We start from the raw sequence: 13,609 nt of genomic DNA, 5'->3' as shown, positions 1-13,609 counted from the left end.
CATATGGAGGATGGTATGCGTACAGATATGTCTACAGCACAATCTAAATTGAATATGCAGCATTGGTTACAGCGTAGTGCGTTGGCGCTTGCTGTTAGTACATCTATGCTCGTTGGTATGACCGCCACGACTATGACCAGTGCTCAAGCGGCGGTCAGCACGGCAGACTTCTCTGACTTGGTACAACAAGTGACCCCAGCAGTCGCCCGTGTGAACGTCACAAAAACGATTAGTGAAGCTGAGCTTGCCAAGGCACAGACAGCTGAGCTGCTACGTCAGTTTTTTGGCGATCGTCTAAGTATTCCTGAACAGGCTACCATGCCCGCGATTGAGCATGCTTATGGCACAGCTTTTTTTGTCAGCTCTGATGGCTACATGCTGACCAACCATCACGTGGTGGAAGGCGCAGATAAAATCACGGTCACGCTGAATGATAGAACGGAGCTAGATGCGGTTTTAGTCGGTAGTGATGAGCGCTCAGATGTGGCAGTGTTGAAAGTCGTGGGTAATAAATTCCCACCTCTCCCTATCGGTGACTCGAATGCGCTGAGAGTAGGGGAGCCTGTACTAGCGATTGGTTCACCATTTGGTTTTGATTACTCGGCATCCGCGGGTATTGTCAGTGCCAAGTCGCGCAGTTTTTCGCGTGAGACCAGTGTGCCATTTATTCAAACAGATGTGGCATTGAACCCCGGTAATTCAGGTGGTCCATTATTCAACCAGCGCGGTGAAGTTATTGGTATCAACTCGCGCATCTTTAGTGGTACTGGTGGTTATATGGGGCTGTCATTCTCGATACCGATTGATGCGGCAATGGATATCTATCAGCAGCTAAAAACAGATGGCGAAGTAGTGCGTGCTTATCTCGGTATTTATCCTCAAGATATCGATCGTAATCTAGCTGAGGCTTATAAGCTAGATCGCCCTCAAGGTGCTTTATTGACACGTGTGTCACCAGACTCACCGGCACAAAAAGCTGGTCTAAAACCTGGTGATATTATTTTGCAATATAACAATGTGCAGATTATGCAGGCCTCAGATTTGTTAAATCTGCTCAATAGAGCCAAACCAAGCGATGCATTCCGTGCACAGATTCAGCGTAATGGTAAGCAGATGATGGTCAGTGGCCAGCTTGCGTATGCACCCGATGATGTAAGAGCTCAAGGCGGTGATCAACAGAATGACGATGTACAGCTGGGCTTACGTCTACGTAACTTGACTGTTGATGAGCAAGCTGAAATCGCCGTGGATCATAAAACAGGCATTTTGGTGACGACAGTTGACCCTACTGGGCTTGCTGCACGTTCAGGTATATTAGCAGGAGATGTAATTACCAATTTTCATCAAAAACCGATTAAGGAAGTGACTGACTTTTCAGATGCTATTTCATCGCTACCTGAAAAAGGCGTAGTCACGATGGAAGTTATCCGTCAAGGTATCCCTGCGATTATCGGGTTACGGATTGAGTAATCAGTAAGGTAGCGATAATCAATGCATTATGAAAGAGAGATCAAGTGCATTTCGCTTGAAGTCGCTTATATACAGCGATACTTGGTTGTCTTGGCTCTCTTTTAAATTGAATGATCGATACGAGAGATACTATTAAAAACTGTATGAGTAAACAAATTGTGACAGTGAGCGTCGATAATTGTACTTGTCTATCGTAGAGACTGACCTCTATAATGGCTGATTTTTTATCCCATGATTGAAAGTGTGTCTTTAGCGAGATAGAAGATTGTTTCGATAGATAGTCACTTTGTTGGGTTAAACGCCCCATATTATGGTTGTTATTACAATCGAAGCACGCTCTTATAAACTATTACGACCTATGATAAACGTACGCATGGGGTGATTTATTCAGCACACCATGCGCTCTAATATAGGATTGATTATAAGCTGTTTGATAGGCTCATACTGTTACATAACCATCAGGTAATTATGACTGACCATGTTTTATATATACTAGGTATCTCTACGTCAGCAGCATTGCTAGCGTACATCGTACTGTGGTCAATATTACAAACGTTCAATGCTAATCCTACCAAGCGATTTTTGCGTATTTGGGTGAAATTGATACTCTATTACGCAGCCTATACCATGCCCGTTTGGATCGTATTAATGGTAATAGGTTGGTCGCAGAATATGCTACCAGTATTGGCAGCGTTGTCCGTACCATCATTGCTGTTAGCCATATTCGCAACGGGTATGTATTTTTATACCGTGGTGGTGCAGCCTAATTGTTTACGAGTAGAGCATCATGCCGTTGATTTAAATTTATCAAAACCACTGACCGTCGCTGTGCTAGCTGACTTACGCATTGGGATATATAGCGGTAAGCCGCGACATATTCGCAAGCTTGTTGCCACTATCAATGCTTTGTCAGCGGATGCTGTACTGATTACAGGCGATTGGCTGTATTATCCAAGTGCAGATTTGGTCGGGCAGCTCATGCTGTTTAAAGCGGTCAATAAACCTGTCTATACGGTGATGAGTACGTCGGATTTGTGCTATCAATCGATTAATACGACCAAGCAAGGTCAGCCGCTATTGGAAGATACGTTGGCCAGCACCTTCGATGTACTTGATATCAGTTATATTGGTCAGCAGTGTACCTCGTTGCCGCTTAAGACTATGGATATGGACACTGCAAATAGTCAACCATTTAACCAAGATATTCTTAGACAGCAAGATAGTGATGCCAATTCAGTGGTTGCAGCGCTCTGTGGCTGGCAAGATATCCCTCAGAGACTCGCTGATATTGATGACTCAAACACGGCTGCAAAAGCAGTACTTGGTGCTGAAATCGTTAATGCTATCAATCCTGTTATTATTTTGGCTTCACGGTTTGATAGTCTCAGTGACTTGCCCAAATCTTTACAGCCGCGACCGTTATTGATTACGGGCGCTGCGAAAGCCACTCAAGAGAACAGTTGGTGGGCACAAAAAACCCAAGACGTGCAACAAAGCGATGAGCAATCGACATTGTCAAATAATAGTCGGTTGGGTAAGCAGCGAGGATTGTACCAACATGCCAGTGCGCAGATATTTGTCAGTAGCGGTATAGGTACGCGAGGACTGCCTTTTCGGTTGTATCGCCCCACTATCGATGTGTTGACAATTCGTTAATATGTGCCAAAAGCCTTATAAGTACTAAGCCATTGCGCTAAACTGAATGTTAAGTAATAATGTCAGTATTGATGTGCTTTTTTGAGCGCTATATTGGCATTATAGGACAAGAGAAGCGACATGTTATTTGCTGCATAATAACCATATTGACCGTCAATTGATTGATAGCGGTCAAATTAAAATATGCTACACTAGCAGGCGTTTTTATTATTAAATTTTTATTGCTGAATAAGCCTTATCAGTCATTGGCAAACATAACGTCAATACGGATTTGAGCACATCATTATTTATATGGCGGCTGCTTTTGCAGTAGAAAAATATTTATCTTAAAAAGATTCTTATTTTAGAAGTATATTTGTTTTAGAAAGACGTTTATTTTAGAAAGATATTTAGCACTACCATCAGGCAAGACATTGCTAATTGCGTTTATGGTTACACATACTATTATGTACCATCATAAGCATGAGAATTGGCTCTTGCAAACGACCTATCATGTGACAGCTTTGACAAAAGCTAGGATAATACAGTAAGGCACGGTTATGAGCACAGCATACGACGAGATCAAAACCCGACTACAAGGCTCAATGGTAGCTTTGGTAACGCCCATGCATCCTGACGGCAAGGTTGATTATAAACGTCTGGCAGATCTCATAGATTGGCAGATTGAACAGGGCACCCATTGCTTAGTTGCTGTTGGTACCACTGGTGAGTCAGCGACATTGTCTATGCAAGAGCATAGCGATGTGATTCGCTACTTTGTACAGCATGTCAAAGGTCGTGTACCGGTCATTGCTGGTACAGGCGCCAACAATACAATGGAAGCCATCAAGCTGACTCAAGATGCAGCCGATGCTGGTGCAGACTGCGCATTGCTCGTAGCACCTTACTATAACAAGCCACCTCAAGAAGGTTTGTTCCAACATTATAAAGCCATCGCTGAAGCAGTGAACATCCCCCAGATGCTTTACAACGTACCAGGACGCACAGTCGTTGATATCGCCCAAAATACCGTTGAGCGTTTATGCGATATCGACAATATTGTGGCCATTAAAGATGCGACCGGCTCTGTCAGCCGCGGCGAGCAATTGATTAAAGCCGTTGGTGATAGGATGGTTGTGCTGTCAGGTGACGATGGAACTGCGCTAGAGTTGATGAAATTCGGCGGTAAAGGCAACATCTCAGTGACGGCCAACGTCGCACCGAAAGCGATGAGCGAGACGTTTACGGCTGCGCTCCGTGGCGACTTTGACGCTGCTAATAAAGTACATGATATCGTCAAGCACTTACATCGTGACCTATTCATCGAATCAAGCCCTATCCCAGCTAAGTACGCCTTACATAAAATGGGCATAATCGATAAAGGCATTCGTCTGCCATTGGTTTGGCTAGCGGAGCAACATCATGCGACTATTGATGAAGCATTGGTTCGTGCTAACTTAATATAGATTCGTTTGAATTTGCTATAAAATTGAGCATTATAAATGACTAAGTCAGTCACTGATGATAGGCTTAGCAATATCTATATGACCTCATACACACGATAAGCCAAATAAGCAATTATTGCTAACTCAGAGAGATAATATGATGAACAGCTCATCAAAGACCACAAAAATATTCCCTGCGATGCTGACCTTGATACTAGGAAGTACGCTAGTATTGAGCGGCTGCCAAGCGACTAAAAACTTACTTGGTAAGCGTGACAACGGTAGCTTAGAGTATCAGCAAAGCAAAAAGCTTGCGCCAATAGAGCTGCCAGCTGCTAAAGAAACAGCACCTTTCGTACCCTTATACGCCACACCTGACGCAGGTGCAAATACGCTAAAACTAGCGAACGAATCTGGTAGCCAGTATAAATTACCACAGCCTCAGCGTGCTGTAAGCGGTCTTCCGAATTAAAACTATTTCCCTATTTTTACCGTTGGTTTTTTATACTCGTTAATTCAACTATTAATACCGTCATATAAAAACTAGCGGTAGCTGCGCGTTTTTACCACATAAGCTTGAACGAACAGGAACTCTCATAATGCAAAAGCAACAACTGCTGTATAAAGGTAAAGCCAAATCTGTCTATGAAACAGAAGACAATGATCTTTTGATTTTACATTTCCGTGATGATACATCAGCGCTTGATGGTAAGCGTATCGAACAGTTAGCACGCAAAGGTGTGGTCAATAACCGTTTCAATGCTTTTATTATGCAAAAGCTGGCTGATGCTGGCATCGAAACGCATTTTGAAAAGCAATTGTCTGAAGACGAAGTATTGGTCAAACGTCTAGATATGATTCCGGTTGAGTGTGTCGTACGTAACTTTGCTGCTGGTAGCTTGGTTCGTCGTTTGGGTCTAGAAGAAGGCCAAGCATTGACGCCATCTACTTATGAGCTGTTCTATAAAGACGATGCGCTTGGTGATCCAATGGTCAATGCGTCACTGTCTGTTTCTCTTGGTTGGGCAACTGAAGCACAATTAGCAAGAATGGAAGAGCTGACTCATCAAGTGAATGATGTATTAAAAGCACTGTTTGATGCAGGCGATTTGATACTGGTTGATTTCAAGCTAGAGTTTGGTGTATTCCATGATCGCATCGTTTTAGGTGATGAGTTCTCACCAGATGGTTGCCGGATTTGGGATAAAGTCACCAAGAAAAAATTGGATAAAGACCGTTTCCGCCAGTCATTAGGCGATGTGATTGAAGCTTATGAAGAAGTGGCCAACCGTATTGGTGTGCCATTAAGCTAAGCAAATTAACTCTGACAACATAAAATAAAAGACTGAGCTATACGCTCAGTTTTTTATGGCATCATATTAATGTCGGTTCCTAGTAAGGACTCGAATCTTTGGCTGTAGCCCAAGTGATTCCAATGGGTATAGGTTTATATATTGAATCAGTATACATCTGAGTGTACTTGATGATTACTAAGATTCACCGCTAACCGCTTAGTGACCTTTGCTGTCAAATTCGTAGAAACAAACTTGGAGAATTACTATCTTAAAATAGTCTGATTAATTAAAAGAAGAAGAATACTCCCGTTCTTTTTTCATAAGCAACTTGGAACAAATCATTGAGATTTCTAAGTAGTATATTTCTTGGATTTTTACCAAGATAACACTTCATAAAATCTTCTAAATTTTTTAGCTTATCCTCTAATATTTCTTCGGATTCGTAGTCATCGATCATCAATCCTAATTTATCATTTAGTTCAGTGAAAAATCCTATATCATATAATTCATCAAATTCCTTCTCATTCAAATTATATTCAATTAAATCATTATCTGTACATTTATCATAATCTAGTCTTTGCTCCGCCTCTTTTGAGGTTGGTACGACTATTAATCTGTCCTTCATAGCATTAACTCTCTATTTGCTAACGTTTTACCGCGACATCTGTCATCGGAACAGTCGAGGAGTTTTGTATCCTCCATTTTAGACGGTAAAAAGGTAGTGATTTAACGTCATTATGGAAGCATGTTCAGTACGCTATACAGGCATCGAGCGTCTTTTAATAATTATAAAGGTAGTACAATGAATTCTGAAAACCGAAATATCGATGTTAATGCTACTCTTCGTTCGCTTAGCTCACTTAAATCTTCTGTGTATGACAGAGACCGAGATAAAGCATTAGCTATGATTAATAATATTACCAATCAATTAACTGATGAACCTCATAGTAAGCGTTGTGAACGTTGTAACTCAGTACTTGAACACCCTCATACTGGATGCTGTATATATTGTTGGGAGAAACTTACGAGGATTAAGTAATAATTGATGCTGACCATTTATTATAAAATCCATTAAGTGAAGAAGATAGGATAATGCAAATTTTTAATTTGAATTCTATTTTCTCAGGTAGTTCCAATAAGGCATACCCCAATGGAACCAGTTATCTCACTCCTCAAACCTATTAATAGACTACTTAAAATAGACTGGATTTGTGGAACTACTCAAAACAGACTGCGATTTTTATCTGTTTATCAGTAATACTTAATGATGAAATCCTCTTTATCCATAAGTATTGATGCTTACCACGCACTATCAATATTAGCCTTTTGGACACAGGTTTATAGCTTAACTCGTATAAAAATCAAACATAGCATAAACATTGTCCTCAATACCTTATCTTAATTTCATGTTAATTTATTAATACTTGTTTATTAGTATTTGGTCGTATCAATTAGATTATAAAAATAAGAAAAGGTTTCGCTAATGTCTACTGCCTCGTCAACTGTTTTAGCACCTGACTGGTTTACGCGTCCAACTTGTGTAGTCGCTGCTGACTTGGTTGGCAAAGTGCTCTGTAGAAAATTGATAGATACCGATGGCACGGTGAAAGTATTGCGAATGCGTATCTCAGAGACCGAAGCCTATATCGGTGAAAGTGACCCTGCCTGTCATTCCCATGCAGGCACACGAACGTCACGTACTGAAATCATGTATGAGCAAGGCGGTGTGTTCTATGTCTATTTAACCTACGGCACACATCATATGCTTAACTTAATCAGCGGTACTGCAGAGTCGCCAGAGTCGGTGTTGATACGGGCTGGGTTTTTGACAGAGGATAGTGATCGTCTAGTTGACGAGCAACTACTTAGCTCAGACAAACAGCTTAGCCACCCCAAGCAATTTTCTGGTCCTGGAAAATTAACCAAGCGATTGCAAATTGATCGTGATTTATATGGCAAAGTGATTGGTCCGGCGTCAGCTGTTTGGATAGAGGATGATGGCTGCCAGCCACCAATATCGCTGCGCCCACGTATTGGTATTGACTATGCAGGTGAAGCGAAAGACTGGTTATTACGTTATGTTTGGACTTACCATCCTTCTTTATCCAAAAAATAGTATCGCCTGTAGATTAGACAGTTTATCTTGAATGTATTTCATGAGATTAATGTAGAGAGGATAGACGATATGTATAAGCTCACAGTTTTTATCCCAGAATCTGCTTTAGAGCAAGTGAAGTCTGCATTGTTTGCGGCCGGTGCAGGTACCATTGGTAATTATGAGCAATGCTGTTGGCAAGTGAAAGGTATGGGGCAGTTTATGCCATTGGCAGGTAGTAATCCGAATATCGGCGCGCACGATAGACTCGAAGCTGTTGAGGAATGGCGAGTTGAGATGGTCGTTGCTGAAGAGGTTATTGGAACTGTCATCGCTGCGTTAAAAGACGCTCATCCATATGAGACACCGGCTTACGATGTGATAAAGGTCTTAGATTTTTAATATTAGGATTGAGGGCATGTCCTATTCTTGCGTAATAAAACGAAAAAAAAGGTCAAATATACCAAGAGCTGGTTTATTTGACCACAGGCATCATTAACTTCTTGATGCCAAAAGTTTATACTCGTATCTATGTTGTAAAATACGAATGTCATAAATAGTCGTGCTATAGAAAATCAGTCTTTTTTAACTTGAATGATATTTAGATTGGGATAGCCAAGTAGTATTTCATAATCTTGTGAACCACGTTTTGCTTCGATTTCAAACACACCGCGATTATTCTTTTCTTCAAGCTCAATATCTTTTACACGGTAGCCCATTGCGCTAACTTTTCTGACGGCTTGTTGTTTGATAGCTGGATAACGTGCTTCTCTTATAATACTGTCTTCGACATCATCGTTTTTATGATGTTTACTGTTTTTATGCTTACCGTTGTCTTTATATTTGCCCTCTTTACCATTAGATGACCATGATTTTTTGTCTGAACTGATAAGCCTCAAGTCAGGATACGTATACTTAAGCTCATAGGCTTGTTTACCTTTAATAGCATAAGCAGTAAGTATTTGATTCCCTCGATAATTGCTAGCTTGAATATCTCTGACATCATAACCATTGCGGCGTAAGTCTTGACGTAGCTGCTGACTAACGCGGTTGACGTTATTGTTACTCGTATTGCTATCACGGTATACAGGGCGATTGTCATAAGGGGAAGCGATAGTGGTACAGCCGACCATCGTGCCCAACAAAGCAACTGCAAGTCCTGATGAAAGAATCGTCTTTACGGTAGAGCGTTGTAGTGTTCTCATAATGAATCTTCATATTGTTTGGTAGGGCAAAGCGACTGTGTACTTTTAACTATGTATTTTTAACTTGGTATGCTTAATTTGAAAAATTTGACATCTAATATATTGGTACTCACTAGTGTAGTGTAGAAAATACCTTACCTAGCAACTACATCCTAATGGTTCAGCTAGTAGTGAAATATTTACTTACATTATCAATCATAAGGTATAAAACTTGGTGTTAGATGTCATTTACGTTAAGAAGTTGTAAATGAGTAGAATTTGGATACATTGTTGATGGGTTCAAAGCTAAGCTGTTGAGCGATATCAGCCAAAGACAATAAATTAATAAGATACTCAACCAACAATAAGAGAAAAAGATGCCACTCAAACTTATTTTGTTTTCAGGATTTGCAGGTGCAACGGTATTTATCGGTGGACTATTGGCCAATATGTTTGACCATCATATCAAAGACAGTCCGGTCAAATCGCAGTTGGTTCACACGTTAATGTCCTTTGGCGCAGGTATTATTTTGTCTGCACTAGCATTAGTTTTGGTACCCAAAGGTATGGATGAGTTAGGTGTTTGGGGAGTGATGGGATCATTTTCATTTGGTGCTATCTTATTTATGTTGATAGACCGAAAGCTAGCATCGTCAAGCAGTCAGCAGGCAACGTTACTAGCGATGATGATGGATTTTGTGCCAGAGTCTATTGCTTTGGGTGCTGTTTTCGCTATCGAACCACAAATGGCACTGTTGTTAGCTATTTTTATTGGTTTACAGAATCTGCCTGAATCTTTTAACTCGTTTCGTGACTTAGTGCGCAGCGGTTTCAGTGTGCGAAAAACATTGGCCATATTTTTTGGTTTAAGCTTTTTTGGGGTTATATCTGCCTTAGTCGGGCATTTTTTGCTGAGTCAGCATCCTAATATTACTGCACACTTAATGACGTTTGCGAGTGGTGGCATCCTTTATTTACTGATTCAAGACATCATTCCTGAAAGTAAGTTAGATAATAATTATCTGACGTCACTGGGTGCCTCACTAGGGTTTTTGGTCGGCGTAGTCGGTGAAATGGTCATTTAGCCATACAAAAGCAAGACGAAATAGCTCATTATTAAAACGCGTGTAAGCATATGCTTACACTCAATGACGCTTATGCGACTTAACATCAGGTTAGGAATTGGGCATTATAGTCACACGGCATTAGGAAATGTGACTCAAGGATTGAGTTGACGGCATTAAGGATAATGACTGACTCATTAACATCAGGATGATAATAATGAGTGAGGTAAGGACACATAACCTTTGCTGATAGCAGCAGTTAATGCTGTAGACGTAGTAAATAGGGCAGGATGCCCAGTATCACAATATGCTGAAGACTATGCAAGGATGTATAGGAAACGGTCGTGATAGGTAACATGGATAGTTAACAATAAAACCGCATAACAATTAATTGCTATGCGGTTTTATCGTGTCTGGACATTGAGAAAACTTATTAAGCTGAAGGAGGAATGGTTTTTTATCTGTCTACTTGTACTCAATATATCTATCAAGCTCTACAGAAATCATCAGCCAATAAAAAGCCGCATAGTTTATATGCGGCTTTTTATTTTTTATAATGAAAATAAATTAATATTTATTTTCACGGCGCCAGTCATCTACTTCGCGCTCGGCGTCGTCTTTGGCATGACCATAACGCTCTTGTACACGGCCGACTAACTTGTCACGGCTGCCTTCAATATGCGTTAAATCGTCGTCAGTTAATTCAGCCCATTTTTGCTTTGCTGAGCCTTTTAGCTGATTCCATTCACCTTTTAGCGTATGTTCATTCATTATTGTATTCCTTATTTTATTGAACGTTTTTGATTACTTTTTCATTACATCGTGTTTTTAACTAATCTTATTATTGGTTATTTTTATAATTATCTAATCACAAAAGCAGTTGGTTTTTATTAGTATTGACTGCCTTGTGGTAGTAAATATAATCAGTTTTGACAGTGGTGTCTGTACATCCAATGTTTATAGTGTTGCTTAATTATAATGAATGGCATAGGTCTGTTACCTATACCATCATTGTGTCAAAATCGCGCTCACTTGTGTTTGCAATACGTAGTAGCTACCAAGCCTTTTTTTGTGAAATTATGATTTTAAAGCCGTTTAAATTTATAAAATCACTCTGCTGCATGCTACATAATTAGAAGAATGTAGATGGTAAGGCAGCTACAATGCGGTCAATCATACGAATAACTTTTAACTTTGATATTATGGCGTAGGATTTTTTAAAGTGGCCAAATATGTGTGATAGCGTTTGGTCAGCTTTTTTAATCGAATGCGATCAGCAATGAGCGAGAATATCGGCGAAGCATCGGGTTTAGGTAGCTTGCCTTTACCCATACGCTGCAGTTGGCGCTTGATCACTGCCATAGTAGCAACAGCGCTTAAGGTTTTATCGCGCCATTGCACGACTGGATTATGAGCGCTAATGGTTTCATCTTTTTTCCAATCATTGGGTAACGAAGGGTTCATTGCGAGAGCGGTGCCCATACCAACGATATCAATCCCTTGTGCGAGTACATTTTCTGCAACGGCTAAACGTCTAACGCCACCTGTGGTCATCACTGGCATGGTAGCCACTTGCGCAATCTCTTTTGCAAAATCTAAAAAATAGGCTTCTCGTTGTAGTGTTCTGCCATCTGCCGTACTACCTTGCATAGCAGGACTTTCGTAACTGCCCCCAGACAGCTCGACTAAATCTACCGCCAGTTCATTCATAGCTAAGATAACCACTTTTGCGTCGTCTGCATCAAATCCACCACGCTGAAAATCTGCTGAATTTATTTTAACCCCGACCGCAAAACTGGGTGACACTTCAGCACGAACGGCTTTAATGATTGTAAGTAATAAGCGCATACGGTTTTCAATTGAGCCGCCATATTCATCTTGGCGCATATTGGTCAGCGGTGATAAAAATTGAGAAATGAGATAACCATGCGCGGCATGAATTTGGACGCCATCAAACCCCGCCTGTTCGGCTCTGACTGCTGTGTTTACGAAGCGTTGAATGAGCTGTTCAATATCTTGCAGCGTCATGGCTCGGGGTTGGCTAAATAAGCCAGAGTGCTTTCCCAAGTCGATGGCCACATCAGAAGGCGATAATACGTCACCTCTCATTGCTGCATACACTTGGCGGCCAGGGTGGTTGAGCTGCATCCAAACGTGTGTGTTGTTTTGCTTGGCAGCCTGCGCCCATGCTGTAAAAGGAGCAATATCGCTGTATTTATCTAATACGATACCGCCAGGGCCTGTCATCGCACGGCCATCCACCATGACGTTACCAGTGATCAAAAGACCTGTGCCACCTTCAGCCCAGCGCTGATATAAAAGCAATAGATCGGTGTCAGGAATTTGTCCTTCATCCGCCATGTTTTCTTCCATAGCAGCTTTTGCTAAGCGGTTAGGAAGGGTAGCGCCACAAGGCAATGTGAAAGGGGGAAAAACAGATGATGTCATGGTGGCAACCTAAAAATTTCGTTTTGTGAAGCACGAGTTCTACTACGGATTTCACTATAGACTTATGGTTTAAATGACTATAACCTTATAGTTGAAATAATATCTATCGGCGTGTGGCCGTCATCATCACATTTTTTCGGCGTAATAGCACTCAAGGTAAATTACTGGTGTGTCGATTTAATTATTTATCGAGTAAGTAAATAAAGAAGGATGCTTTTTCATTGACTGTACTAGCGCAATATTCAGATGTACCAACAGAGTCTAAACGCGAGATGGCGAAAGCCAAAACACGCCGTGCATTACTAAAAAGTGCATTAAGACTGTACAGCTTAGAGGGCGCTCAGGGTATGAGTATGAATAAAGTGGCCAAAGGTGCTGGTATTGCGCAGCCAAGCTTTTATAACCATTTTGATAGCCTAGACGCGCTGCAAAATGAATTGAGTGCTCAGCTAAAAGACAATTATTTATCGCCCATGCGACTGGCGTGGGTCGATATGCTCAAAGATTATGATGTATTAAGTAAAGCGCAGTTCAACGAGCGCTGTCAGCAATGTTTGGTGATGATTTTTGATTCGGCCTTTCAAAACATTGCACTGTTTCAGCATTTGTTAGAGGATCGCCCGCGGTTTACTGCCAATATAGAAAACCAGTCTTCGTTAAATAACGGATTGGGCAATTTAGTCATCGAGATACAAGAAGAGTGGACAGAGATATTTATTCAAGGATTGCAGCTATCCAATCGCTCGGTTGAGCGGACGGCTATCAATCTTTGTGTCGATATGGCAGCGGCACAAGTACACGAGTTGATACTGGGCTGTCATCAGCAGCGCTACTCAAGGCAACAAGCAATTGATACATTAAGCAGCAGCTTCGATGCGCTGTTCGCCAATTTTTTGCACGGAAGCAATCAGAGCAAGTAACGATAACACAGTAGTGATAATGGGTTTTTAGGTTTAGTCATTAAACTTAATCA

General features: G+C 41.1%; 13 protein-coding genes. 9 read left to right on the top strand and 4 right to left on the bottom strand.

Annotated features, from left to right (window positions below; translation table 11 throughout):
• Nucleotides 1-54: 54 nt before the first annotated feature.
• From IPZ60_RS01570 to purC, 5 genes are all read left to right on the top strand, one after another.
• On the top strand, nt 55-1,470 hold the full coding sequence (locus IPZ60_RS01570; protein WP_370463016.1) for a Do family serine endopeptidase: 1,416 nt from the start codon (nt 55-57) through the stop codon (nt 1,468-1,470).
• Between the two features lie 468 nt (nt 1,471-1,938).
• Nucleotides 1,939-3,126 (top strand): hypothetical protein, encoded by a 1,188-nt coding sequence (locus IPZ60_RS01565; protein WP_194196122.1) that lies wholly within the window; start codon nt 1,939-1,941, stop codon nt 3,124-3,126.
• Nucleotides 3,127-3,665: 539 nt separating this feature from the next.
• Entirely contained in the window at nt 3,666-4,571 is a 906-nt protein-coding gene (gene dapA, locus IPZ60_RS01560; protein WP_110921977.1) for a 4-hydroxy-tetrahydrodipicolinate synthase, read from the top strand.
• Nucleotides 4,572-4,707: 136 nt separating this feature from the next.
• Nucleotides 4,708-5,022, top strand: coding sequence for a hypothetical protein (locus IPZ60_RS01555; protein WP_370463014.1), 315 nt, complete (start codon nt 4,708-4,710; stop codon nt 5,020-5,022).
• 127 nt (nt 5,023-5,149) lie between these two features.
• On the top strand, nt 5,150-5,863 hold the full coding sequence (purC, locus tag IPZ60_RS01550) for a phosphoribosylaminoimidazolesuccinocarboxamide synthase (RefSeq protein WP_194196120.1): 714 nt from the start codon (nt 5,150-5,152) through the stop codon (nt 5,861-5,863).
• A 268-nt stretch (nt 5,864-6,131) separates the two neighbouring features.
• Here purC and IPZ60_RS01545 read toward each other — a convergent pair whose 3' ends face one another.
• Nucleotides 6,132-6,470 carry a hypothetical protein gene (locus IPZ60_RS01545; RefSeq protein WP_194196119.1) on the bottom strand — a complete coding sequence of 113 codons (339 nt, stop codon included), beginning with the start codon at nt 6,468-6,470 and terminating at the stop codon, nt 6,132-6,134.
• Between the two features lie 858 nt (nt 6,471-7,328).
• On the opposite strand from IPZ60_RS01545, the gene IPZ60_RS01540 reads away from it, so the two are divergent.
• Nucleotides 7,329-7,961 (top strand): DNA-3-methyladenine glycosylase, encoded by a 633-nt coding sequence (locus tag IPZ60_RS01540; RefSeq protein ID WP_194196118.1) that lies wholly within the window; start codon nt 7,329-7,331, stop codon nt 7,959-7,961.
• Nucleotides 7,962-8,030: 69 nt separating this feature from the next.
• Nucleotides 8,031-8,342: an NGG1p interacting factor NIF3 gene (locus tag IPZ60_RS01535; RefSeq protein WP_194196117.1), complete on the top strand. Its 312-nt coding sequence runs from the start codon at nt 8,031-8,033 to the stop codon at nt 8,340-8,342.
• Between the two features lie 173 nt (nt 8,343-8,515).
• Here the strand turns inward: IPZ60_RS01535 and IPZ60_RS01530 are convergent, their stop codons facing one another.
• Complete coding sequence (locus IPZ60_RS01530) at nt 8,516-9,145, bottom strand: hypothetical protein (RefSeq protein ID WP_194196116.1); 630 nt, start codon at nt 9,143-9,145, stop codon at nt 8,516-8,518.
• Between the two features lie 356 nt (nt 9,146-9,501).
• Here IPZ60_RS01530 and IPZ60_RS01525 point away from each other — a divergent pair, with 356 nt between their 5' ends.
• On the top strand, nt 9,502-10,209 hold the full coding sequence (locus IPZ60_RS01525) for a ZIP family metal transporter (RefSeq protein ID WP_194196115.1): 708 nt from the start codon (nt 9,502-9,504) through the stop codon (nt 10,207-10,209).
• 546 nt (nt 10,210-10,755) lie between these two features.
• Here the strand turns inward: IPZ60_RS01525 and IPZ60_RS01520 are convergent.
• Together IPZ60_RS01520 and IPZ60_RS01515 are read right to left on the bottom strand one after the other, a co-directional pair.
• On the bottom strand, nt 10,756-10,959 hold the full coding sequence (locus IPZ60_RS01520) for a CsbD family protein (protein WP_194196114.1): 204 nt from the start codon (nt 10,957-10,959) through the stop codon (nt 10,756-10,758).
• A gap of 429 nt (nt 10,960-11,388) precedes the next feature.
• Nucleotides 11,389-12,636 carry an NADH:flavin oxidoreductase/NADH oxidase family protein gene (locus tag IPZ60_RS01515; protein ID WP_194196113.1) on the bottom strand — a complete coding sequence of 416 codons (1,248 nt, stop codon included), beginning with the start codon at nt 12,634-12,636 and terminating at the stop codon, nt 11,389-11,391.
• 221 nt (nt 12,637-12,857) lie between these two features.
• Here IPZ60_RS01515 and IPZ60_RS01510 point away from each other — a divergent pair, with 221 nt between their 5' ends.
• On the top strand, nt 12,858-13,556 hold the full coding sequence (locus IPZ60_RS01510) for a TetR/AcrR family transcriptional regulator (protein WP_194196112.1): 699 nt from the start codon (nt 12,858-12,860) through the stop codon (nt 13,554-13,556).
• The last annotated feature ends 53 nt before the right edge of the window (nt 13,557-13,609 follow it).

It is taken from the genome of Psychrobacter sp. NG25 (genome assembly GCF_015234355.1).
Classification (GTDB): domain Bacteria; phylum Pseudomonadota; class Gammaproteobacteria; order Pseudomonadales; family Moraxellaceae; genus Psychrobacter.
This window is presented reverse-complemented; position numbering and strand designations above follow the sequence as displayed.